General features: G+C 58.0%; 17 protein-coding genes and 1 riboswitch. Of the genes, 6 read left to right on the top strand and 11 right to left on the bottom strand.

What is annotated here, in order from left to right; genetic code table 11:
* Positions 1 to 8: 8 nt before the first annotated feature.
* The 5 genes from ASB58_RS01270 to ASB58_RS01250 form a co-directional block, all read right to left on the bottom strand.
* Positions 9 to 1817 (bottom strand): AIPR family protein, encoded by a 1809-nt coding sequence (locus tag ASB58_RS01270; protein WP_118129079.1) that lies wholly within the window; start codon positions 1815 to 1817, stop codon positions 9 to 11.
* A complete protein-coding gene (locus ASB58_RS01265; RefSeq protein WP_118129078.1) occupies positions 1817 to 2833 on the bottom strand; it encodes a PD-(D/E)XK motif protein in 1017 nt (338 codons plus the stop codon). The genes ASB58_RS01270 and ASB58_RS01265 overlap by 1 nt, the downstream gene beginning before the upstream one ends.
* Positions 2817 to 5642: a Z1 domain-containing protein gene (locus ASB58_RS01260; RefSeq protein ID WP_118129077.1), complete on the bottom strand. Its 2826-nt coding sequence runs from the start codon at positions 5640 to 5642 to the stop codon at positions 2817 to 2819. The genes ASB58_RS01265 and ASB58_RS01260 overlap by 17 nt, the downstream gene beginning before the upstream one ends.
* Before the next feature lie 11 nt (positions 5643 to 5653).
* Positions 5654 to 7099 carry an ATP-binding protein gene (locus ASB58_RS01255; protein ID WP_118129076.1) on the bottom strand — a complete coding sequence of 482 codons (1446 nt, stop codon included), beginning with the start codon at positions 7097 to 7099 and terminating at the stop codon, positions 5654 to 5656.
* A gap of 77 nt (positions 7100 to 7176) precedes the next feature.
* A complete protein-coding gene (locus ASB58_RS01250) occupies positions 7177 to 8784 on the bottom strand; it encodes a DNA cytosine methyltransferase (protein ID WP_118129075.1) in 1608 nt (535 codons plus the stop codon).
* Between the two features lie 29 nt (positions 8785 to 8813).
* Between ASB58_RS01250 and ASB58_RS01245 the strand changes: the two genes are divergently transcribed.
* On the top strand, positions 8814 to 9233 hold the full coding sequence (locus tag ASB58_RS01245; protein ID WP_118129963.1) for a very short patch repair endonuclease: 420 nt from the start codon (positions 8814 to 8816) through the stop codon (positions 9231 to 9233).
* Positions 9234 to 9253: 20 nt separating this feature from the next.
* Here the strand turns inward: ASB58_RS01245 and ASB58_RS01240 are convergent, their stop codons facing one another.
* Together ASB58_RS01240 and ASB58_RS01235 are read right to left on the bottom strand one after the other, a co-directional pair.
* A complete protein-coding gene (locus tag ASB58_RS01240) occupies positions 9254 to 10165 on the bottom strand; it encodes a hypothetical protein (RefSeq protein ID WP_118129074.1) in 912 nt (303 codons plus the stop codon).
* A 301-nt stretch (positions 10166 to 10466) separates the two neighbouring features.
* Positions 10467 to 11630: a type III PLP-dependent enzyme gene (locus ASB58_RS01235; protein ID WP_096003902.1), complete on the bottom strand. Its 1164-nt coding sequence runs from the start codon at positions 11628 to 11630 to the stop codon at positions 10467 to 10469.
* Positions 11631 to 12134: 504 nt separating this feature from the next.
* On the opposite strand from ASB58_RS01235, the gene ASB58_RS01230 reads away from it, so the two are divergent.
* The 4 genes from ASB58_RS01230 to ASB58_RS01215 are packed head-to-tail and all read left to right on the top strand — an operon-like array spanning position 12135 to position 14572.
* Entirely contained in the window at positions 12135 to 13022 is an 888-nt protein-coding gene (locus ASB58_RS01230; protein WP_202974575.1) for a MotA/TolQ/ExbB proton channel family protein, read from the top strand.
* Entirely contained in the window at positions 13012 to 13407 is a 396-nt protein-coding gene (locus ASB58_RS01225; protein ID WP_096003901.1) for an ExbD/TolR family protein, read from the top strand. The genes ASB58_RS01230 and ASB58_RS01225 overlap by 11 nt, the downstream gene beginning before the upstream one ends.
* Positions 13404 to 13832, top strand: coding sequence for an ExbD/TolR family protein (locus tag ASB58_RS01220; RefSeq protein ID WP_096003900.1), 429 nt, complete (start codon positions 13404 to 13406; stop codon positions 13830 to 13832). Before ASB58_RS01225 ends, ASB58_RS01220 begins: the two co-directional genes overlap by 4 nt.
* Positions 13829 to 14572, top strand: a complete 744-nt coding sequence (locus tag ASB58_RS01215) for an energy transducer TonB (RefSeq protein ID WP_118129073.1) — start codon at positions 13829 to 13831, stop codon at positions 14570 to 14572. The genes ASB58_RS01220 and ASB58_RS01215 overlap by 4 nt, the downstream gene beginning before the upstream one ends.
* Positions 14573 to 14633: 61 nt before the next feature.
* Here ASB58_RS01215 and ASB58_RS01210 read toward each other — a convergent pair whose 3' ends face one another.
* The 4 genes from ASB58_RS01210 to ASB58_RS01195 form a co-directional block, all read right to left on the bottom strand.
* Complete coding sequence (locus ASB58_RS01210; protein WP_328587536.1) at positions 14634 to 15500, bottom strand: ABC transporter ATP-binding protein; 867 nt, start codon at positions 15498 to 15500, stop codon at positions 14634 to 14636.
* A gap of 15 nt (positions 15501 to 15515) precedes the next feature.
* Positions 15516 to 16535 (bottom strand): ABC transporter permease, encoded by a 1020-nt coding sequence (locus tag ASB58_RS01205; protein ID WP_118129072.1) that lies wholly within the window; start codon positions 16533 to 16535, stop codon positions 15516 to 15518.
* 64 nt (positions 16536 to 16599) lie between these two features.
* On the bottom strand, positions 16600 to 17982 hold the full coding sequence (locus ASB58_RS01200; protein ID WP_118129071.1) for a CmpA/NrtA family ABC transporter substrate-binding protein: 1383 nt from the start codon (positions 17980 to 17982) through the stop codon (positions 16600 to 16602).
* Between the two features lie 39 nt (positions 17983 to 18021).
* Positions 18022 to 19248: an alginate export family protein gene (locus tag ASB58_RS01195; protein ID WP_181977845.1), complete on the bottom strand. Its 1227-nt coding sequence runs from the start codon at positions 19246 to 19248 to the stop codon at positions 18022 to 18024.
* A gap of 438 nt (positions 19249 to 19686) precedes the next feature.
* On the opposite strand from ASB58_RS01195, the gene ASB58_RS01190 reads away from it, so the two are divergent.
* Complete coding sequence (locus tag ASB58_RS01190) at positions 19687 to 23469, top strand: DUF1631 family protein (protein WP_118129069.1); 3783 nt, start codon at positions 19687 to 19689, stop codon at positions 23467 to 23469.
* A 189-nt stretch (positions 23470 to 23658) separates the two neighbouring features.
* Positions 23659 to 23759: riboswitch (guanidine-I (ykkC/yxkD leader) on the top strand.
* Positions 23760 to 23776 lie beyond the last annotated feature (17 nt).

Raw genomic sequence — 23776 nt, 5'->3', positions numbered from 1 at the left:
GATGCAACTCACACCACTTCAGGTATTCCTCGGAGCGGCGGCGAGTACTGAGCTGTCTTGACCCTCATCCAGCACTCCGGCTTTTTAGCCCATTCGGATACCATTCGTCCCCCGGCTCCAAAGTGCAGAGCTTCATTTACCTCTTCAGCCCAAATGGCGATCTGCTGCTGCAACTCAGTTGAGATAGCCTGACGATCCCAGACACGATTCAGGTCGAGGCGTTCACCAAGCAACATTGCGAGAACAGATACGGTATATGACGTGATATTTGCCTGAAAGGCTGGAAACTTGGGCCGAATGACCTTGTGAGCAGCTTTGAACAAAATCGCCTTTGCAATCATTTTTTTAAAATCGCTTTGGGTAGGAGTCATCTCCTGCCCCGACTCTTCCAAGCTCTGTAGTTCGTCCATAAATGCCTGAAAGTTTTTCTGGCTACCCAAGCTGACAATGTGCGGCTTCTGATCCCAAGCATTGATAAACCTCGCCAAATCCGGTTTGGTCAATTTTCGATAGGGAGGAATCGCCTGCTGCAATTTTTTCTTCTGGGTTGGCGTCGTGGCCTCTTTTTCCAACATGACCTTGTAACTGCCCGCAGACCTTTCGTAGAACCACCGACCAACGCCATCAGGGCAGTAGGTACGCATGGACAGCTTTTCCACTTCACGATGGAAAGGCTTATTCGCTGACAGGTCGGACTGTTTTACAACATTCTGACTGTTCGCATACTTGGAAATGTTAGCGATCAGCTCCTCGTCGTTATCCTGCCCTGAGCGCAGAACGATGATTTTTGCCGGTACTCGGACATTGGCCAAGCTAATTTCCGGGTGTTTCTTCTTGGCGAAATAGATAGATGCGGTAGTTTGCCCCCCATTTACAATCTGCATACCCTGCAACCACAAGACACCGGTTGAGCCATCTGTAGCTTTGGCAAGCCTCGCCTCATCCGCAACTACAACAATACCGTTGTTGTAAGCCATGAATCGATCCGGGTGATCCCGCAAGCTATCACGAATCCCCTTATTAACGCCCTTGCTGCTGACGCCAAGAAAAGACCGCACATTCGCCTCGAGAATTCGCGGGCCGTATTTGTCGTATAGAAATCTCAGCGCCTCACCCGGAATAGCTGTCAAAGCATAGTCATACTCATCATCTCCACTACCCGGAACCCATACGCTGGGCAACGCGGTTCCACAAATCTGCTCGAAGTTAACCACCAGCTCGTCCCTCGGACGCCCTTGCTGTACGTGGTTGAACAGTCGTTGTATATCCATGATTTCCAAGCGGACTTGCTTGCCCGCGACATCAAGCGGCTCATAGCTACGGGTTTTTGCAACCCCGTCTGTGATCACAAAGATTCGAATACTATCGAGCCCGCTGAAGATGCGTTCAACGTCCACGACAAGCGAGTAAACATCGTTGGTTTCATCTATTTTTCCCGAAAGCCTACCTGCCGCGCAGAATCTCAGGAACTGGACTCCTTCTTTTGCAGCAGTTCGAATCTCGGAGTCAGGAACTGATACCAACTCAGAGGCGTTCTTGTACAAACTCACGAACAAGTCCAAGCGGTCCGGGTTTCCCGACTCATCTGTTGTGTCCGAAACCGCATACCCACTTATTTTGAGATTATGACTGGAAACCTTTGCCTCGAAGTGGCAGACCACAGGATCAAAGGTTATTCCTTCATCTGCCATGTGAGCCATAAGACGTTCGGTAAAAATCACTTCAGGAGGCACCGGAATCTCTCCGGGCCCAACGTCTTTCTCCACCTCGTCCCTGATAGCTACCTGGGTCTCAAGTAAAAAATCAATCAACTCCATCAAACGACTCCCAACTGTTCGAGTACTTCATCCAATGAATACTTGTCTGCTTCGACCAATGCCAGATCCAGATCATAAGCGGCTCGACGAATTGCCGGATGAACATTGAAAGGTGCCAATCGCGGGTAGGCAGCGTCCACCAAATGAAAACGCCCCTCGTTGAAAGCAAAACGCCTCGTGTAGAGTTCAGCGTGGATATCAAGATACCCAACACTCAGCAGCCCCTGTTCCAGCAAACGGCTTGCAGCCGAATCTACCGCCACTCGCTCCCTAGTGGCGTCAACCATCTCCGCAAGCGTGCGTCCTGTGTCGTGCAAAATAAATCGCAGTCCTGCCAGGAACAGCGGGGGGCAATTTGTCTCGTCAAGCTGCGACAAGGAGGCAATCCTTACAGGAAATCCTTCCGTTGCAAGAGTAGATTTCACCTCAAGACTACCAATGCCCAACTGAAAGTCATGCAGGCCATTGTGAGGCCCCTTCCAGCCGTCAATGGCTGTAAAAAGCGGTACTTTGCAGTCAACCAGCATATGAATGATCGACAACTCGCCGACCAAACCCAGCTCTTTCTCTTCTGTCAGCCCCTCGCGACCTCGGCGCATAAACTCCTGCCAGCCCCGTACTCGGCCGAGAAATCGCTGGTAAAGATGTTCTTCAGGTAAATCGCTGGATGACTGCAGAACCGCAGCGACATCGGCCGCGACTTTCGCGAATAGCTCAAGACTACCTGAAGGCTGCCTGATTAACGCCAACCATTGCCATCCATCACCCGCGTCGCCAAGTGCAGCGCGCTCCATTCTGAAACCTTGCCCTTGAGGCAGCTTGGTTGCAGAACCAGCCTTCAAACTCGGGAACCCCACAAGAACCGCTTCCTCATTCCCCGGAGATAGTCGGGCTGCCTTCACTCTGCATGAAGTGGCTACCGCAACAAGATCAAGAGCTCTCCAACCACGACCGCTTGAGTGCCCGGCCAATGCCCGCCAGACTCTGAGAATCTCGGCCTCACTCACTGGCGCCATATTGCCTCTCCCAAAGCGAATTGGTTACGTAAGGCACGGACTTACCGGACTTGCTTGACGGAAAGCTGATAGCAAATGCGACTACTGGCACTGAAGATCCAGCTGCTTCCGGGTCGAGCAAGGAAATCATCAAGAGCCCCTTCTGCGGTTGCGGAGCCACATTGTCCGCCCCCAAACCCTTTACAAGTCGAATCACAGGTCCGGCCGGCTCATCCGGAGGAGTCTTTCTAGTTGAGCGTCCTGGATCTTTTCTCCACCTTTGCCTAGTTATCTCCAGAGCAGTGTTCCACCCAGACTCGTCAAGATCCAACATTTCGTCCTTCGGTGAGAGCAACCGACCAATTGAGTATTTTTCAGCGTTATCCACAGCTTTGTCGGCGCGCGTCATCAGCGTTACAGAACCATCTCCGACAGGCGTGGGCGCGCCCTCACCGCCAAGCACAACAACGGTCCATGAGGTAAGCTCCCCGGAATAGCTCATCTGCTCAACAAAATTGGCCAGCAAGTCACTTCTCACCTTGCGAGAATCCGGATGGACTTGGTATGAACGCAAAAACTCAACAACTTCGTGCGAGCCAACGCTGGTCCATTGCAAACCGTTCCAGCTATATTTTCGGCCAGCGCGTATTTGAGGTGGAATCGCTATAGATCCGCCCAAACGGCAGCACAGTGAATCGAGCGCATCAAGATTCGCCTGTAGCTTCTCCTGACTGGTGTAAAAGCTGACCGTCTCAACAAGGTCACCACTAAAAGAAAGATGCAGGGTCGTGGCTGTGCGCATCTTGAGAGGGGATGTAACCAGAAGAACAGGGTGCGACTTCACCTTCAATCCATACTCTCGGGGTGTAAGCCGGCTATCTGTCATGTAATCAAACTCCGCGCGCAACTCCTCCGCTGCGTCGGCAATATGCTCAAACCACTCGACCAGATCCTGCGTCGTGTAGAGCCTGCAAAGATCCAGGTACCCGGGCCTGTAACCGAACCAACGCCCCATTTGCATGAGCGTGTCATACATCTTCGAAGCTCGTAGAAAATAGCTGGTACACAGCCCTTCCAGCGTCAAGCCTCGCGCAAGCTTGTCCCCACCGATTGCGATAACCTTCAGGCCGGTGGGGCTGTCTGCATAATCAAGAACATCGCCAGCCTTGCCATTGATCATGCGCACATCAATTTGCTCAAGGACATCGACTAACAGTTCTTCAATCACCGGCCAAGAAAAGCCGACTTGCCCACCCAGCTCACTATCCTGCAAGCCGATCTCATGGCTGGTTGCCAGAAAATCACGTTCCCACAAATGACGCATTTCCGCGAGAAACGCCTCAAAGTCCGTACGCCGCCGCATCCGCTGTTTCAGGCCGTGCACATAGCTTTCCACCTGCCTATGCACATGCTGCTGTACCGCATTAAAACGCGTGACATGTACAAGCATCGACATGTGCTCACCACCCTGACCACGCAGAGCTCTAACACAGCAGGCCAAGATGAACGAATGCACCGCTTCAACCAAGGACCCAGGCATTGCATCCCGACCATCGATCAAGGGTGAGTGCGAACTCTTGTGACCAATAGGCATCCACCCCAGCTTGCCATCCTCTGAGCACTGATCATCGACGAGCCTTACCAGGTTCAATGCACCAACACGCCCACTCTCCGCCGCCAACCCAAATACACGAGAGGGGCCTACATAACTGGAGGGTGCGGAAATATTGGTGATAAACGCTGCAGGAAAAAGGTCTGGCCCCTCCTTGTTGGTCTCACCATGCTCATGGATATAGATATTGGCAAATGGCGTAGCGGTGTAGCCCACGTAAGCCTTTCTTGAAAACGCGTGCAGGATCTGCCGTATCAAGCTATTTATCGCCTTAGGCTCATGCTCGAGATCGGGATTGTCATTTTCATCAACAACCCTTTCTCCAGTATCCACCGAAGCATGATCCGCTTCGTCATCAATCATTAACAACGGAAGGTGCGTCACTAGCGGCCTGTCCCCATCAGGAGACATTGATTGCGCCACGTGTGTTTGTATCCATTTCAGCAGGCGCGTAAGAACGGTCTTGTTTTTCTTGACCACAAACAACCAGGGTCTTTGTTCGGGCGAAACCCCCAGGTTCTTGGCAAACTTTGTATTGAAGTCGCCCGTTTCAGATCGGTTTGTGACATATTGCGGCCTGAGAGCGGGAGAAGAGTCAATCCTCCCCACACCGATCAACCTGCTCCCCTCACCCTCTACCGCACTTGTCTCATATCCGAGAAATCCCTCGTCCAAACGCATCTGGGTCTGAGCACGCAGGTTATTGTGAAGACCTGCCAACACAATAATTATTTTGTATCCCGCATCAGCCGCTTTACATATTAGCCCGGTGTAGCTTCCCGTTTTCCCTGACTGCACATGCCCTACCACCATGCCCCGACGATCCCAATAGCCTTCGCGCTTGGGGTCTTCCAGCATGGAAAGAACATTGTCTGTGGTCTTATCCAGCGCCTCGACGGCCACAGAAGGAAGTTTCACCTCCTGCCATTCACGATAACGCCGCCAATAGCGCCAGTCCTTTTTCAGCTCTGGACTGAACCAAGGCTCATGACCAGCGTTGTCAACGATAGAGCTGTCGTTCCCGACCCATACACTCGACCGCCTCATCAGTTCTTCAACGACAAAATCTTCATCTAGGCCTTCGGCCTTCCCCGGCATGATAGTCAGAACCCTGCTGACCGCCTCAGAGATGGCCGCTGGTGTAATCGCATCCGCTCCACCACCTAAAGAAAGGAGCTCCTGAGCAAACTTGATTACACTCCAGTTATTCTCATTCATGAATCACATCCTTATAAAACATCCGGCAAAGCGTCGATTAGCGCCGGGAAAGAATGGAACGGCTCAGTCAAGCGCAACTGCTCCCTAGCCGAAGCAGGAGAGTACCCCTTCTTCTCCAGCATGTTGCGATACAAGATCAACAGCGTCTCTTGCACTTCATCTGGGGGCGACTTATCAAAACCAGTGCGTGGGGTGTCCCTGTTCTCGGCCGTATCTATCCAGATGCGTTGGACGGGAACGGTTTCCTCGATCACCCGCAGCATCGCCTTGAGTTGCGGAAGCAGTAACCCTGCCTCATCAAGAACCGCTCGCACTGCCGGGTGCTCCGAATCGATTCGATAGCGGATACCATGCGCCAACTTCTCTACTTTCCACGCCTCCGCAACCTGCTTACTACCGCTCAGAGCAGGTCTTCCCCTATGAGCAAAAGCGCGCCGGGCACGAGACCGCGTTTCTTCGGCAAGCCGGGTTAGCCACTTCCGAAGATATACAGGAGGCCTTGCAGTCGATTTTCTGATATCGATTTTCCAATCCGCGTCAGCTGAGTTTGGGATATCAAGACGGATTCTCGCCAGTCGATGCGCCTCATCCTTCGTCCAAGAACGGCCAGACCCAAGACCGAGCCAACTACCGGAAACAAGCAGACGCTCATTTCGATAAACATAGAAGCCCTGCTGCGCGGTCCATCCCTCGGGCCCTGCGAGAGAGTCGTACTCTTTGGGTGTCAGCATGTCTTTATGCGGAAGGACATGGCATTCTGCCTGGATATCCGGATGCCCCGGAAAAGAGAAAGCCGGAGGATTGTAGGGCTTTCCCGGATGCCCACTCATAAAGGGATCCCAAGGCCTTATGCGTTGACCATTAATCAGGATACAAAGCCGCGGATGTGTGCCTTCCAGATACCGATGGAATACCATGCCCAAATGCAGCTCAACGCGATCAACCAGATCCAGAAAGTCCTGGACAGTACTCCCGGCAGTGACCACACGGTCCAGCACCTCCCAGAGAACGAGAGTGCCTCGCTCCGCCTCGGCGACACTATCCAGGATGCGCTCCGAGCCCGGATGACAGCCCTCAAGCAGATGCCAGCCATCGTCGGAGCTGTTGGCGAGATAATCCAGATCCCAGCGCAAAACATTGGTTTCGGAGTCGCGTGTTGACGCGACAGTCAACCGTCTGCACTGAGAGAAAGAAGCTGTTTTCAAACCCAAACCAAAACGCCCGAGATCGCCTGCTTCTCGCTCTTCAAGCGGACTGCGCTCGCCGAGTCTCATCGCACGATCCAGCACGTTTGCATTCATGCCAACACCATTATCCAAGCAACTGACATGACTGTTCTCGCCGTCCCAACAAAAGGTGATTTTCACCTCAGTGGCACCGGCGGCGACGCTGTTGTCCACGATATCAGCAAGCGCGGTCGCAGCGTTGTAACCCAGCCCTCTGAGAGCCTCAACCATCGCGCTAGCCTTTGGGGGGGCACTGCGGCTTATGTACTTCGCTGTCAAAGCACGACTCCCTGTCGGTCTGTGGGCTGCTAACTGACGGGTGCAACCTTGTTGATGATATTTGCGACTACATCTGCAATCTGGCATGCCAAATAAGGAGGGACAGCGTTTCCAACTTGATGAAACTGCTGCGTGCGGTTACCCAAAAAGAAATAGTTGTCGGGAAATGTCTGTAATCGTGCGGCTTCTCTAACGGTAAGACTGCGACACTGCTCAACATCATAATGAATAAAGTAGTGACCATCTTTAGCGATGTGGCTGGTTATCGTAGTCGATGGAGAGCCACGGCGTTGAACACGAAAGCGATCACTGAACTTGCCGGACTTCCAGTTCTTGTGATCAGGCTCAAGACTCGGCAGATCGAAATCCTGATGCCCCTTGGGCGAGCGTTCATACACTTCGGCAAAGGCAGCTGCAAACGCATAGCGTCGCAGATCTGCTTTCATGTGGCTGCGCGCTTCGTGATTTAACCAAAGCGGCAACTGATCGTCGAGAAGCCAGGAATCAAGATGAGTGCCAGTCCTGCCATCTGCCCATCTAGACTTATTTACCCTCAGCCCACCGCGTGTAAGTCCCTCGACGGAGAAGCTGCCAAGATCAGTCTTTAATTTGGAAGCCAAGGCTCGCCTTCCCGGCTTGTCACAGTTGACCTGAATACACTCCCTAGCAAGACTGCCAAGGTTGTCGCGCACAGCGATTTCCCATGCTTCGGGAGAGTCGGGCTCCTTGGTCAGCCCACTACGCAGCTTGGGCAGACCATCAATAATTTGCTCGACTCCAGGGCCCGGGACTGGGTGCAACTTGTAGGCTCCCGCGGCGGGTGCAAAATCTTCCCGTACGCCCAGAAGAATAACCCGATGCCTCGCTTGAGGAACCCCATACTCCTCGGATCGAATGACGTAATTTGCCGGTTTTACACTGTTTGGAGAAGCTTCACTTTCGTAAACATCATCTGAAACCAGCGAAAAGATTTTGTACCGCTTCCCACTGGTCGGCTCGGCAAGAGCTCGATCCGGGTCGCTCAGGTCCTGAAGTATCTTCGGAAATATTTTTTCCCCACCGACCTCGGAAGAGAGAATTCCCTTTACGTTTTCCATTACGAAAACAGCCGGCCGATTCTGCTGGATGATGCGTAGATACTCTCGATAGAGAAAATGTCGATGATCGTTCTCTGCCTGGTATCCCGCAACTCCGCGATTCCGGGCCCTGCCAACTAAAGAATACGCTTGGCAAGGAGGCCCGCCAATCAAAACCCATGGTCTCTTCGCATCGAGATTTTTCCTGAGTACCTCGTCGAGTTTAGCGTTGTCCTCAGGCTTGCCCAACTCAAGCTGGAGAGCCTCTTCACCCGCATGCAACCACAAGTCCCTAACGCTTGGAGATAGGCTATCGATAGCCCCTCCTTGGGAGCAGACCTTGTAGTACTCATCAAGTCGTTCTGGCATTTTCCGCCTCAAAAGCCGATAAAAAGCCCTAAGACGCAAGGTAGATCGCGCCGACGCTTCCATTTCGGCAGAGACCTTGATTTCAAAAGTATCAAAGGAAGATGAAGTAAAACGATGGGCGGAAAATCCCTCTCCGAGGCCACCAGGCCCCGCAAAAAGGTCGACAATCTGAATGGGGTGGGTGACGCTCATGAAACCACGCTGTGCAGGTATATATCGGAATGGATATCGTTGCCCCCCCCCGAAGATCGGAAATGATGTCCGGTATCAGAGGAAAAAACACGAGGCCTGAGCTGCTGGTAAGAAAGTTCCTCCATGCTCAGGGTTATCGCTACAGGCTCCACCGTAAGGAGCTGCCGGGCACGCCCGACATTGTACTGCCGAAGCTCAGGATATGTATCTTTGTCCACGGCTGCTTTTGGCATCAACATGAAGCTTGCAAGTATGCCACCATACCCAAGACCCGGCCTGATTTCTGGGAAGCCAAGTTCAAAAAAAATAAAGATAGAGACAAAAAAGCAAACGACGCACTGAGTCGACTTGGCTGGTCTGTACTGACAGTTTGGGAATGCGAGCTGAAGGGGCGCGCACAAGGACTCCCTCGCCTTCTGGCTGCGCTGGAAAGGGCCTCCAGAGGTTGAGAAACACCTTGAGACTGAGCTCATGGAGATCGTTTAACCAGCACCGCAAGTACTCCTAGCGCCCAGCTGTGGCACTCCCAGCCACCCGAGGGTAATCGCCGAACATAGTCCCTCAAGGCACCATTTAGTAACTTATTGATCTCGACGAGCGGGTACCCGAGCACATACTCGGCATGAATAGACTTGTCCCCCGGGTTATCCGCGAAGTAAACCAGCAACTCGACAGCCATATCACCCAGCGCAGCAATCCTGTCGGCAATGACATGCTCAGCTTTAACCGCGTTGCCAGAGCCCTCCTCACCCCCTTCATCCACTTTCCAATCCAGATCATCCACATCGCCAAGCTCCCCAAGATCCAAGGGCTCTGCGTCGTGCTCGGATGCGATGTAATGACCAATTCCGGACTGAACACTTAAGGCAGCTCTTCTGATAGCCGAGTCATCCATGGATGGAGCGTATAGAGCATCATCTGAAGCAGGAACCCAGCCAAAATCATCGTCCGTCTCTTGGGAAGCCTCAGGCGAAGGTGCCGCCCCCTTTTCCTTGATCAGCTCTGGAGTTGAAGCAACGGAATTGCGGTTGCGTACCTGGGCGACACGCTCACGAAACAAAAGCCGCATTTTCAAGACTTTATACAACCGTGAGCTATCGTGCTTTTCCTTAAGAAAGTCCATCAGCAACAGCCGAGCCGCCGGCTCGTGCCCCATCTCACACAGGTAACCCACTGCGTTTGCAACGCCGTCAGGTAACGCACGATTGCAGAGTTGCTGAACAAGCTCGGAACAAGTCGCCTGCTCACTAGGCAACACCTCGGGAAGGATGCTGGCAATAAGGAAGGCCCACTTAAGCTCCGCGTCTCCAGCGTGCGCCTCCTGCTCATCGAGGTTAATACAACCGTTCACCACAGGCCACTGCCGGCTGCGATAAGTCACCGTAGGAACTCCATCATCCGTTCTCAACGGTCGAGTAATACTGTCTACTTCCACGCCTTCGGAAATGACTCGTACACACACGTCCATATCGCGTCACCCAAATCCGTATATACCCTAGCAAGCGATGTGCCATCAGGTCGCTCCAGACCCAATACTGCCCCGCCATTCCAGCTCATTCAAGTACACATGCCATTACTCCCTAGCGTGCCCCACAAACAAAAACCCCGCGCCGTTGCCGACGCGGGGTTTTCACTTGCAGCTTGAAGCTTACAGCTTGCGGCTGTCTAAAGCGCTACGCGCTTTAGACGTAAAACGCTTCCAGCGGCGGGAAGCCGTTGAACTCGATGGCGCTGTAGCTGGTGGTGTAGGCACCGGTGGACAGCCAGTAGAGGCGGTCGCCGATGGCCAGGTTCAGCGGCAGGCCGTATTTGTAGTGTTCGTACATGATGTCGGCACTATCACAGGTCGGGCCGGCGATGACGGCTTCTTCCAGTTCACCCTGCTTTTCGGTCCACAGCGGGAACTTGATGGATTCGTCCATGGTTTCGATCAGGCCGGAGAACTTGCCCACATCGGTGTAGACCCAGCGCTCCAGTGCGGTGTGCGACTTGCGCGACACCAGCACGACTTCGCTGACCAGGATACCGGCGTTGGCAATCAGCGAGCGGCCCGGTTCGAGGATGATTTCCGGCAGTTCGTCACCAAAGTCTTCCTGCAGGAAGCGGGTGATTTCTTCCGCGTAGGTCTGCAGGGTGTTGGTCTTGGTGATGTAGTTGGCCGGGAAGCCGCCACCCATGTTGATCATCTTCAGGGTGATGTTGTCTTCTTCCTTCAGACGCTCGAAGATCACCTTGACCTTGGCGATGGCAGCATCCCAGGCGCCGATATCGCGTTGCTGCGAGCCGACGTGGAAGGAGATGCCGTAGGGCTCCAGGCCCAGCTCACGGGCCAGCACCAGCAGGTCCATCGCCATATCGGTCTGGCAGCCGAACTTGCGCGACAGCGGCCAGTCGGCGGTAGTCGAGCCTTCGGTCAGAATGCGGACATATACCTTGGAGCCAGGGGCGGCCTTGGCGATATTGCGCAGGTCGGCTTCGGAGTCGGTGGCGTACAGGCGCACGCCCTTTTCATAGAAGGCACGGATGTGACGGGCTTTCTTGATGGTATTGCCGAAGCTGATCTGCTCGGGCTTGACGCCCAGCGCCAGTACTTTCTCCAGCTCATAGATGGAGGCGATGTCGAAGTTGGAGCCCTTGTCGCGCAGCAGCGAGAGCACTTCATTGGCCGGGTTGGCTTTGACTGCGTAATAGACCTTGGCGAAGGGAAAGCCGTCGACCAGGTCGTCGTAGGCACGATCGATGGTTTTCAGGTCAACCACGAGAAAGGGGGTTTCGTGTTGATCGGCACAGGCCTTGATGCGACCGAAAGTGTCGCGGTCGAAATAGTCTTCCAGTTTGATGGACATGGCGTCGGCTCCAAAGCATTAAGTTCTGGTGACGGACCGTGTGAGGACGAATAGAGGATCAGATATGCAGGGCAGAGGTGCACGCGTGCCCTCCGCTCGCCTGAGCAGGAACCTGCAGTACGCCTTCCGACGGAAGCGACTCTGAACGTTTTCAGCCAACACACAACCCGGGGGTGCGAACGTCTGATCAGTATCCCCACTTTGGTTCGCCTACTTCCCAAGGCGTGCGCCGAAAGCAATAAGTCTGTCTATAAAAGGCAGTCTTGCTGTCTCGTCGTCAGTACTTGAGCCGTATGGATCGTGCCAGCCTCAACGTTCGGAGCGAACCTTAAAACCAAGCGATCCGGCGGTCAATAGTGGGCGCTAAAGTGGGCGCTAATTTCTCTGTTGACTCCGTTGGTCAGATCAAATTCCCTCGATTGGCAACATCCGGTCACAAGCACTTGCACCAAGAAATGAGAACCTCTATCATTTGCGCCTTAATTTTCCCTCTTGGAGGCCATTGTGACCACCGAAGCCGCCGCTCCAGACGCAACCGAAACCACCTCCACCACCCCTGAGACCACGGCGACGGACGCTTCCGGCACCCCGGTAGACGCGGCAACCCAAGGTACTCCGGGCGCTGAGGGCTCCCTGCCCGGCGGTGATCTGACCGGTGCCACCGATGCTCTGACCGGTGCCCCCCTGGACCCCAGTATGGCCGCTGCAGTTGACAATGCCGAGACAGCCCGCTCGCTGGCCGAAACCCTGCAGGACTGGCTGGTCGTCGGTGGTCCGGTGGTCTGGATTCTGCTGGGTATGTCGGTGGTCGCCCTGACCATCCTGTTGATCAAGCTGTGGCAATTCTACCTACCCGCTCCCGAGGGTACCCGCGCGGTCCGTCGCAGCCTGGCGCTCTGGCACCAGGGCCATACAGACGATGCCATCGCGCAACTCAACACCCGCCAGACCGTCCCCTCGGTGCTGCTGCTGGCCATGCGCGGCAAGCGCAACGGCACCGACCTGGCCCTGCTGCGTGAAGAGCTGGAACGCGTTGCCACCTTCCGTCTGAACCAGCTGAAAATGTTGCTGCGTCCGCTGGAAGTCATCGCCAACCTGGCTCCGCTGCTGGGTCTGCTGGGTACCGTACTGGGCATGATCGTCGCGTTCCAGAACATGGAAGCAGCCGGTAGCCGTGTTGACCCCTCGGTTCTGTCTGGCGGTATCTGGCAGGCGCTGCTGACCACGGCGGTGGGTCTGGCCGTGGCGATTCCGACCGTTGCCGTACACAGCTGGCTTGAGCGCCGCGTTGAGCGCGTTGCGGCCAGCATCAACGACGCGGTCACCCAGGTCTTTACCCACCAGCCCAAGGCGCAGTCCAGCGCGAGCGGGAAGGTGGTCAATGCAGCTTGAGGCCTTTCCGGGCAAGAAGCGACGCGGCATCAGCCTGACACCCCTGATTGATGTGGTGTTCATTCTGCTGCTGTTCTTCATGCTCTCGTCCAACTTCATGCACTGGCGGCAGATTTCCCTGTCCTCGGCGAACCAGACCGAGAACAAGCCCGATGAGATTGAAATCGTGCGGGTGGAGTCTGACGCCGGCCGCGTGACCCATGATGGCAAGACCTACCAGCTGACTGACCTGGACGGCCTGCGCACTCTGGTGGCAGCAGCACCTGAAGCGGTCTACGCCGTTGAGGCAGCGCCCGAGGTCAAGACCCAGACTCTGGTGAGCCTGCTGGATCAGCTGCATCGTGCCGGTGCCCAGAAGGTATCCATGACCGGAGTATTGCCGTGAAGCTGGTTGCCGAAAACACCCACCGCAAGGATAACGGTGACGATGCGCTGATCCCGCTGATCAACATCGTGTTTCTGATGCTGATCTTCTTTATGGTCGCCGGTCAGATCAGCAAGTCAGACGCTGCGTTCGTTTCTCCGCCCGAGTCCATCAGCGAAGCCTATGTCGATGACGAGGCGCTGCAGATCCTGCTCGATGCCGACAAACAACTGTGGCTGAACGATGAGCAAATCGCCCTGGAAGACCTGGACGCGCCGCTGATCGCCGCCTTCGAACAGGTCGAGAACCCGGACAGCTTCAGCCTGGCCATCAAGGCTGACGGTGACGTTCCCGTCGAAGCCCTGCAGGCACTGATGCAGCGTATCAAGGCCGCCGGCTTCCGCCGTATCACCCTGCTGACGCAGCCCGGTGAGGAACAGCCATGATTCGTCCTCAACACTGGTTGATCGCCTTGGCGATTGCCCTGGCCGTGCACCTGGGAGTCTTCGCGTATATTGCCTTCAACCCGCCAGCCGCTACAGCGGCCGCCGAGGGTGTGCTGGGCGTGGAGATCGACCTGGGTATGCTCGGCGATCTCGGTGAGGCCGAAGAAACCGAGCAGCCGGAAGAAGTCGCGCCGCCCAAGCCGACACCGCCACCGCCCCCACCGCCGCCACCGGAGCCACCGCGCCAACAGGCCCAGGCGCAGGTGCGTGAAAAGCCCAAGCCCAAGCCGGAGCCGCCGCGTGAGGAGGAAGTCATCCCGGAACCGGCACCCGAGCAACCCTCGACCAACGAAGCTGTCGAGCCTGGGCAGTCGGACAATCGCGCGCAGCTGAGCCGTTCCAGCGGTGTGGGTAGTGCGACCACCACCGGCGGAGCCGGCGGCGCCTCGACCGACTACAAGTCAAAGATCGCCGCCCAGCTGGCGCGCCACAAGCGGTATCCGCAGGCCTCGCGCCGGCGCCGTGAAGAGGGCGTTGCCACGCTGAGCTTTGTCATCCATCGCGATGGCAGCGTAACCGGTGCAGAAATCAAGCGCAGCTCGGGCTACGCCCGACTGGACCGCGCCGTTATCCAGATGTTGGAGAAGGCATCGCCCTTCCCGCCGTTCCCGGATGACATGCTGGAGCAACAACTGGCGCTGACCATTCCGGTCAACTTCGAAGTGGTCAACGGGCGCTAACCCTGAGGCAACAACGACAAAGGGCCTACACAGGGCCCTTTGTCGTTTCAGGTGGTGCAGATTACTCCACCGGGCGCCGCTGACGCTCGTACAGAAAACTCAGCACCTGCGAGCGGAAGTGGTTGTAGCGCTCGTCACTGGCCAGCGCCAGTCGGTCACGCGGCCGCGCCAGGTCCACCTCCAGCACCTCTCCCACAGTCGCCGCCGGCCCGTTGGTCATCATCACGATCTTGTCTGACAGCAGCACCGCTTCGTCGACATCGTGGGTCACCATGATCACCGTGTTGTTCAGATCGGCCTGAATCTCCATGACCGAGTCCTGCAAGTGCGCTCGGGTCAGCGCGTCCAGCGCCCCGAAGGGCTCATCCATGAGCAGCACTGAGGGCTCCATTGCCAACGCCCTTGCTATCCCTACCCGTTGCTTCATCCCGCCGGAAATCTCGGCGGGATACTTGTGCATGGCGTGATCCATGTGCACCAGTTTGAGGTTGTGCTCGATCCACTCGCGCATCTCCCGCTTGTTCTTGCGGCCCTTGAACACGGTCTTTACTGCCAGTTCCACGTTCTGATAGCAGGTCAGCCAAGGCAACAGTGCGTGGTTCTGAAATACCACCGCGCGTTCTGGTCCCGGCTGATTCACCTCGCGGCCATTGAGAATGGCGCCGCCTTCGGTGGCCTGATACAGGCCGGCGACAATGTTCAGCACCGTCGATTTGCCGCAACCGGAGTGCCCGATGATGGAAACAAACTCGCCTTTGGCGATCTTCAGGCTGACGTTGTTGAGGGCGCGAAACGGCCCCTTGCGGGTCGGAAAGTCGATAGATACGCCGGACAGATCAAGAAAGGCGCGCGGGCGGCTCGGTGCTTCACCGGCGGTCTCGGCCGGCAACTCGTGCAGGTGTTCTTTACGCATGGCGATAACAGACATGGGATTCTCTCCTGATCAATGGCCCGCGGGCTTCTGGTGGGACAGCAGGCTCTGCAGCGTGACCATCAGCCAGTCGAGCAGAAAACCGATGATGCCAATCGTGATGACTGCCACCATGATGCGGCCGAGGGAGTCGGAGCTGCCGTTCTGGAACTCATCCCAGACGAACTTGCCCAGGCCCGGGTTCTGCGCCAGCATCTCGGCGGCAATCAGCACCATCCAGCCCACCCCGAGCGACAGACGCAGGCCGGTGAAGATCATCGGCAGCGCGGCGGGAATGGCGATCTTGAAGACCTGGGTACGCCAGTTCAGACGAATCACGCGGCCAACGTTGATCCAGTCCTTGTCGATGGAGGCCACCGCCACGGCCGTGTTGATCAGCGTCGGCCAGAGCGAGCACAGAGTCACAGTGACCGCCGAGGTTATAAACGACTTCTGAAACAGCGGGTCGTCGGAGATATACACGGCGCTGACCACCATAGTGACAATCGGCAACCAGGCCAGCGGCGACACCGGCTTGAATATCTGCACCAGCGGACTGATGGCGCCGTAGAGTTTCGGGCTGAGACCGCAGGCAACACCCACCGGGATAGCGATCAGACTGGCCAGCACAAACCCGGTAAACACGGTCAGCAGGCTGGTGCCGATCTGGTCGAAAAAGGTCGGCTTGCCGGTGTAATCGCGCCACTTGATCTCAGCATCGGGGTCGCGCTCCAGCTTGGCTGCGTTGCGCTCCTCCTGGCGCTGATAGAAGGCGTCGGCCTTCTCCCGTTGTGCCTGATGCTCATCGTAGAGATTGACCGCCTGGTGCCACACCGCCGCCGGGCCGGGTAGCACGCCCAGGCTGGTCTTGACCTGAGAGGCGCCAACCGACCAGACCAGCAGGAACACCAGCACGGCGATCAGCGGCAAACCGACCTTGGTAAAGAGTTCACCGGCCTGCTCGCGGGCATCCTCACCACGACATAGCCGCACCACGGGCACGGCCCAGTTCAGGCCAGCGGTTTCCAGATAGTTGATCAGCTTGTTGCTCATAGCCTTTTACCTCCGCCATCACGGGATGGATGTCCCGGCCGCCAGGGCCAGGACGCTGTTGGGGTTACAGTTGGGTATCGCCCTTGAGGCCAATCTCGAACTGCTGCAGATAGGCGTTGGGCTGGCTGCCGTCGTAGGTCACGCCATCGATAAATTCACTGGTCGCCGGCTTGAAGCCGGTCTCGCTGGCAAAGTCGGGGAAGGCCTCTGCCGGCAATGTGCCCTCGTCGATCAGCTCCTGCGCCGCCTGGGCGTAGATGTCCGGACGGTAGACTTTCTTGGCGACATCCATGTACCAGCTGTCCGGCTGCGCCTGACCGACCTGCCCCCAGCGACGCATCTGGGTCAGATACCAGATGGCGTCGGAGTAGTAGGGATAGGTCGCGTTGTAGCGGAAGAACACGTTGAAGTCGGGCACTTCGCGCACGTCACCTTTCTCGTACTCGAAGGTGCCGGTCATCGAGTTGGCGATCACCTCGACATCGGCGCCCACGTAAGCCGGCTGCGAGAGGATCTCTACCGCCTCGCCGCGATTGGCGTTGTTGTCCGCGTCCAGCCAGGCGGCTGCGCGGATCAGTGCCTTGACTACGGCAATATGGGTGTTGGGGTTCTCATCCGCCCAGGCCTGGCTGACGCCGAATACCTTCTCGGGGTTGTTCTTCCATATCTCGTAGTCGGTGATCACCGGCACGCCAATGCCCTTGAACACCGCCTGCTGATTCCACGGCTCGCCCACGCAGTAGCCATAAATGGTGCCGGCTTCCAGCGTGGCCGGCATCTGCGGCGGCGGGGTAACCGAGAGCAGCGCCTGGGCGTCGATCTGCCCCGACGTATCGCCCTTGTGCGGAGCGTAATAGCCCGGGTGAATGCCGCCCGCCGCCAACCAGTAGCGCAGCTCGTAGTTGTGGGTGGACACCGGGAATACCATGCCCATGTTGAACGGCTTGCCGTCCGCGCGGTACTGCTCGATCACCGGCTTGAGTGCCGCGGCGCTGATCGGGTGCTGCGGCTTGCCGTCCGCATCCAGCGGGATGTGTTTTTTCATCTCCTGCCAGACGTCGTTGGACACGGTAATCCCGTTGCCGTTGAGGTCCATCGAGAAGGCGGTGATGATGTCGGCCTGGGTGCCAAAGCCAATGGTCGCGCCCAGCGGCTGGCCGGCCAGCATGTGCGCCCCATCCAGCTGGCCATCAATTACCCGGTCCAGCAGCACCTTCCAGTTGGCCTGGGCTTCGAGGGTGACATACAGCCCTTCGTCCTCGAAAAAGCCCTTCTCGTAGGCAATCGCCAGCGGTGCCATGTCGGTCAGTTTGATAAAGCCGAACTTCAGGTCTTCCTTCTCCAGATTCTCAACCGCCTGCACCGAGGTCGAGAGCAGACTGCCGAGGCCCAGCGACACAGCGAGCGACAGGGTGGCAACAAGGGATTTGCGCTTAAACGTGTTCATGGTTGTGCTCCGTTAAACAGTGATCAAAGGCATCGCGGCTCAGAAGGCGACCTGCGCCATCAGCCAGAACTTGACGGTATCGGTGGCAAAGTCGTCGGCGTTGTAGCTGGCGTACTTGGCCAGCAGCGTCACGTCGCCAAAGCGGCGAGCGGCCTGCAGATCCACTTCGCTGCCGTAATCGGCGCTGCCACGGTCGGCGGAAAAATCGTGATAGCGGGCGCTCAGCTTGAAGTCGGCGAGGCTGCCATCCAGGCGCAGGTAACGGTCCTCAAGGCCGTCTGCCGGTGTAGCAAGAAACTTGTCCGCCCAGCCGTTGAAGGCGTGACCGGTGGCCAGCGGCGTGCTGAAGGCCGAGTCGTCGGCGCCCAGCAGCTCATAGCCGCCGGTCAGCTGCCAGCCGCCCCGTTTCAGGCCCAGCTCCCCGAGCGAGTAGTCGGCACCGATGTTGGCGCCGTCGGCGTAATCACTCTGGCGCGCATATTCCAGCGCGTAGCTCAGGCTCAGGCCGGAGACAACGGCCGGCGCACCCGTCAGGCGCACACCCAACGTCTTGTTGGAGGCCGCTGGCGCGTCCTGCAGATCGAGGAAGTAGCCGTAACCCACCAGCCGCGCCGAGGCAAAACCGTCATAGGCCAGATTGACAAAGTGTGCACGGGTATCCAGGTCGCCGTTGGGCGAGTCTTCGCCAAAGATACGGTTGACGTTGTAGACGTAGGCGTAATTGAGCGTGGTGTGACTCAGGCTGCTATTGCTCAGGCTGAAACCGTCGTAAGTCTGCTCGTTCTGACGCCAGCCGACGTTACCGATAAAACGCGCGTTGTCGTAGATGAGGCGTTGGCGACCAAACTTCAGGGTGGTGGCATCAAGACCGGTGTAGCTCAGCCAGGCCTGATTGAGCTCGGTGCCGTCCGGGTCAGCAACAACCGGATACTGGGTCTTGGCGCTCGGCAGGCCGGTGGCGTTGTTGTAGCGCTCGCTGCCGATCACGGTAACGTCGTCCGCCTCGACAAAGGCGCCAAAGCCGCGATACGCCGCAGTCGCAAAATTGATTCGGGTGCGCAGTGTCGATGCTCCGGCACTCTTGTCGATGCCGTCCTGATCGACGTACTCATAGCGATAGCGCAGATCCAGTCCCGCCTTGCCGCCGGTTACCGCCTCACTGATGGAACTGACCTCGGCCTGGGCCAGGCCGCCGCCCAGCGCCAGCGCAACGCCCATCAGCCAGGCTGCGGTTGTCTGCGCGCCCCACTCGTTCTGTCTCTGCATATCCGCCCCTCCCCGAAAAAAGCACAAAAAAAAGCGCCCACCGCCATGGCTGCTGCACGCAGACATGTGGGTGGACGCCTTTGTCCGAAAACCTGTGATCGCGGCCCGCCGTTGGGCTCGCTGACGCAAGACCCAAGGCAAGCCCTGTGCCAGTTCTTTCAAGTCATTGTTTTTATTTGCAACGCTTGCCGCCAACCAGCCAATCGCCAGCGGAGGAAGAGTAACCACGGTGCAAACGGCCCGGCACACGCACCGAAGGCGGGCAGACTTTTGGCTGGCCAGCCCTTAGACTGACAGAGTCTGTGCGGCGCACCTTTTTTCGCCAAGGCGAGACGCAACAGGCATTGAGCCGTTATTCTATTCACAGGGCCAACAACGCGAAGGCGACAACGCCCCGAACACGACATACGGCATGCGCGGTCATCTCGAGCCAGGACCATGGAACTACGCAAAGAGCCACGTCACGCCTGTGCAGTAGAGGCAGTGCTGGCAATCACGGATAGCGACACCCACCGCTGCATCATCAGTGAGTACAGCCGCAACGGGCTGCGCCTAACCTTTGCTCCAACCGAGGCCACGCGTGTGCTGCGTCATCTGTCACTGCGTCCCGGCTTGCACGGCACCGCTACGGTCAGCTTCCAGCAGGGCCGCCAGCCGCTGCATCTACCTGTCACCCTGATGCACATCGGCGAGCACTACGTGGGCCTCAGCCTGCGTCACCCGGACCCGGCGATCTATCACGTGCTGCAACACCTGGCCGCCGCGCAGGCCGCCCAGCAGGATGACCACGGCGCCTCCCCAGGCGCGTTGCAAGGTCGTCAGCCGATGTTGTCACCACGGCAGAAACAGCACCTCATGCAGGCGGCCTGCAGCCGCATCCATCAATATCTGCACCAGCACTATTCCGGGTTCTGCCACCAGCTTGATCACGCCCTGCTCGCGGCGGCCGACAAGGAGCTGACCAATGAGGCGCAACAGCACTTCCTAATTGCCCAGCGCGCCTTTCGTCAGCAGCGTCAGAGTATCTTCACGGCGCTGAGCCGCAGCCTGGTCACCCATGCTCTGGCACTCAGCCGGGGCGACGTTCCCGAATCCCCGGCCGATCCGCAACAGAACGCACCACTGGCGCTGGTGACCAAAAACGACTTTGAAGACTGGCTGCTGGTGCGGGTGATCATCTCGCGTTTTGAGTTGCGCCTGCGCAACGAGTTGATCGAGTTGCAGATTCGGCTCGACGCCGCCTTCGGCCGCCCTGGCGGCAAGCGCAATACCAACCCCTTTTCACCAGCAGCGCTGTGCAACGGTTTTTTCGACCAGATTCGCCATCTGGAGCTGGGCAACCCGCAGCTTGAAGTCGTCTACGGCGTATTGCAGCAGACCGTTCTTGGAGGGCTGGAGCCACTCTACCGGCAGTTGAACCAGCTGTTTATCGACGCCGACATCCTGCCCGGTATCGACGTGACCCGCTATCTGGCCGATCAGGCGCGGCCCGCCGCCGCTGCCCAGCCCGATACACCCCAGACAGCACAGCCGGCGACTGCCGAGCAAACGCCCAGGACGCAGCCCGAGCCTGCTGCGCCTGCGCGCCGCAGCAATAATGCGGCCACCGCGTACGGCACCGCCAGCCAGCTGATGGCGCTGCACCGCCAGGCCCAGGGCCAGCGCACCGGCGCCACCAACTCACCCGAGCAGCAGCAGGCGACGCTGGCGCAACTGGCCGAACTGCAGCAGCAGCTCATGACCGATGGCGACCGCCTGCAACGTAGCGGCGGCCTGCGCCAACTGCTGCAACAGGCCAAGGGGCTGGGCAAGTTACTGTCAGAACAGGAGCAGGACGCCGCCGACACGGTCGAAAGCCTGTTCGACAACATCATGCAGGGCGAACGCATCGACGGCGAGCTGGCCAGCGCGTTCCGCAAACTACAGGTGCCGTTGCTGCGCAGCCTGCTGGACAACCCGGACCTGTTTGCCGAAGACAGCCACCCGGCGCGGCAGGCACTGAACCATATCGCCCTGCTGGCCGACCGCGGCAGCAGCAACCTGGCGGCCAACACCCCGGTCATTCTCGACGCCATCAACGGCATCCTGGGCGACAGCTCCAGCAATGCCGGCTTCACCCAGGGCATGGCTCAGCTTGACCAGTTGGTGACCCGCGAGAAACGTCTGATCGAGCGCAACCTGCAGCGCCTGCGCCAGAGCTGCGACGGCAAACAGCGGCTGCGCCACGCCAATCGCCAGATCCACCAGGAGCTGAGCCGCATTTTGTCCAAGCCGGTACCGCAGGCGGTGCCCGACCTGCTGGAGCACGGCTGGCGCAGCCTGCTGCTACTGAGCTACCTGCGTGAAGGCGTAGCCAGCCGCAGTTGGTCGATGACCCTGCAGGTCATTGAGCAACTCGCGGCCAATCGCGATCCGCAATATCTGACTGCGCTGGAACGTGTGCTGGACGACGCCGAGCTGTTGCAGGTGGTGGAAAAGGGACTGGCGAAAATCCCGACGTTGCACTTCAGCGCGCAACAACAACTCAAGCAGGTCGCCAGCCTGCTGGCCTGCGACCCGGCCGGCGTGCCACTGGTCAGCGTCGAGGTGCCGCCGCTGCTGGCCGATGACCAGCCGCCGGCCGCCAACCCCACCCCGGCGCTGCAACGCTGGATACGTCGTGCCCGCGCTCTGCGCAGCAATCAGTGGTTCCAGTACAGCCAGGAGGGGCAACCCGACACCCTGCTGCAGCTGGTCTGGATAGCCGACGATTACGGCCTGTTCGTGTTTGCCAACCACCAGGGCACCCGCAGCCTGGATCTGGGGCAGAAGCAGATCGCCATGGCCCTGCGCGACGGCCGCCTGAGCCTGCTCAGCGAAGCGGCAATGCCCGCCGTAGAGCAAGGCCTGGATGCGCTAGTGCAGAAAGTCTATGACAAGCTGGCGTTCGACTCCTGCCATGACCCGCTCACCGGCTTTCTTAACCGCAAGGCCTTCTGCCGCGCCCTGGCACAGCAGATCGCCTCACCGGCGCCCGATGAGGAGTCCAGTCATTGCAGCCTGGTGTTCATCGACATTCTGCAATTCAAGGTGATCAACAACGCCTGCGGCTACGACGCCGGCGATCAGTTCCTCAACGAGCTATCACGGCGACTTGCCAACTTCCTGCCCCCGGGCACGCTGATTGGCCGGCTCGGGGCTGACCAGTTTGCCCTGCTGCTGGACGAAGAAGTGGAAACCCAGGGCTACGCCAGCGCCCGCCAGCTCAAGGCGGTGATTGAGGAAGCGCGCTTTCATTACGAAGAGCACAGCTTTGTCATTACCAGTGCCCTGGCCGTCGCCGGTATCGCCCGCGGCAGCAATCAGGCCATGGAGCGCCTGCGCTCGGTCGAGGCCGCCGCCAGTCTGTCCAAGAAGAAAGGCTACAAGGACGTGCTCATGGTGCGCCCCGGCGACCGTCAGCTCGAGGCCCTGGATCAGGTCATGGTCTGGGTCACCCGCATCAATCGCGCTCTGGACAACGACAACCTGGCCCTGCGCTGTCAGCAGATCACCCCGATTGGCGGCAACAAGAGCCTGCCCCACTACGAGATACTGCTCAGCGTGCTGGATGACCAGGGCGAGGCCATGCCTCCCGCCGAGTTCATCAAGGTGGCCGAAGAGTACAACCGCATGGCGGCTGTGGACCGCTGGGTGATCGAGCACGTACTGCTGTGGATGCATGAAAATCCCGAGCAGTTACCGCTGTTTGGCGGTTTCTCCGTCAACCTGTCGGGCCAGAGCCTGAACGACGACACCTTTCTGGACTTCATCTTCGACGCCATGGTCCGCTACCCGGTACCCCGCGAGAAGCTGGTGTTCGAGATCACCGAGACAGTGGCCATCACCAACCTGGACGATGCCGCCGACTTTATTCGCGAGATGCGTGGCATTGGCTGTCGCTTTTCGCTGGACGACTTTGGCGTCGGCCAGTCCTCCTACTCCTACCTCAAGCAGCTGCCGGTCGACTTTATCAAGATCGACGGCAACTTCGTGCGCGATATCAACAACAGCGACGTCGACTTCGCACTGGTCAAATCCATCACCGAGATGGGGCATTACCTGCGCAAGAAGGTCATCGCCGAATACGTCGGCAACCAGGCCACCCTCAACACGGTGGCCGAGCTGGGCGTGGACTATGCCCAGGGTTACCTGTTCGGCCAACCGCTGATGCTTGAAACGCTCGACCTGCGCCCTCACTAACCGCCGCTACGCGCACCAAAGCAGACCACCCCCACCACCCAAACCGCACCATACCAGTGCGCACCACCTTCGACCGGCCACCAGGCGCCGACCGTCAAACCGCGTCACTGCGGCCTTCTGCGCTCTTGGTCTGCAAATTGCTTTGCAACAGGTGTTCGCACTCCGTACCACTGCGCAACACACAATTTGCAAATAGAGCGCTAGGGTTCCGACCGCAATCGCGGTGACTGGTCCGAGAGCACTCGACCTTTCAAACAAAGGTTACACGGCGGGATAAAAGCCCGGGAGACGATTGGCAACACTGCCA

Source organism: Pseudomonas abyssi, assembly GCF_003444685.1.
GTDB lineage: Bacteria > Pseudomonadota > Gammaproteobacteria > Pseudomonadales > Pseudomonadaceae > Halopseudomonas > Halopseudomonas abyssi.
This window is presented reverse-complemented; position numbering and strand designations above follow the sequence as displayed.

Bases quoted from the DNA above. Each gene is read 5' to 3' on its own strand.
- ASB58_RS01200 (WP_118129071.1), bottom strand. From the start codon at position 17,982: ATGAACACGTTTAAGCGCAAATCCCTTGTTGCCACCCTGTCGCTCGCT.
- ASB58_RS01210 (WP_328587536.1), bottom strand. From the start codon at position 15,500: ATGTCTGTTATCGCCATGCGTAAAGAACACCTGCACGAGTTGCCGGCC.
- ASB58_RS01235 (WP_096003902.1), bottom strand. From the start codon at position 11,630: ATGTCCATCAAACTGGAAGACTATTTCGACCGCGACACTTTCGGTCGC.
- ASB58_RS01260 (WP_118129077.1), bottom strand. From the start codon at position 5,642: ATGAATGAGAATAACTGGAGTGTAATCAAGTTTGCTCAGGAGCTCCTT.
- ASB58_RS01205 (WP_118129072.1), bottom strand. From the start codon at position 16,535: ATGAGCAACAAGCTGATCAACTATCTGGAAACCGCTGGCCTGAACTGG.
- ASB58_RS01265 (WP_118129078.1), bottom strand. From the start codon at position 2,833: ATGGCGCCAGTGAGTGAGGCCGAGATTCTCAGAGTCTGGCGGGCATTG.
- ASB58_RS01190 (WP_118129069.1), top strand. From the start codon at position 19,687: ATGGAACTACGCAAAGAGCCACGTCACGCCTGTGCAGTAGAGGCAGTG.
- ASB58_RS01250 (WP_118129075.1), bottom strand. From the start codon at position 8,784: ATGAGCGTCACCCACCCCATTCAGATTGTCGACCTTTTTGCGGGGCCT.
- ASB58_RS01255 (WP_118129076.1), bottom strand. From the start codon at position 7,099: ATGGTTGAGGCTCTCAGAGGGCTGGGTTACAACGCTGCGACCGCGCTT.
- ASB58_RS01270 (WP_118129079.1), bottom strand. From the start codon at position 1,817: ATGGAGTTGATTGATTTTTTACTTGAGACCCAGGTAGCTATCAGGGAC.
- ASB58_RS01195 (WP_181977845.1), bottom strand. From the start codon at position 19,248: ATGCAGAGACAGAACGAGTGGGGCGCGCAGACAACCGCAGCCTGGCTG.
- ASB58_RS01225 (WP_096003901.1), top strand. From the start codon at position 13,012: ATGCAGCTTGAGGCCTTTCCGGGCAAGAAGCGACGCGGCATCAGCCTG.
- ASB58_RS01245 (WP_118129963.1), top strand. From the start codon at position 8,814: ATGGATATCGTTGCCCCCCCCCGAAGATCGGAAATGATGTCCGGTATC.
- ASB58_RS01215 (WP_118129073.1), top strand. From the start codon at position 13,829: ATGATTCGTCCTCAACACTGGTTGATCGCCTTGGCGATTGCCCTGGCC.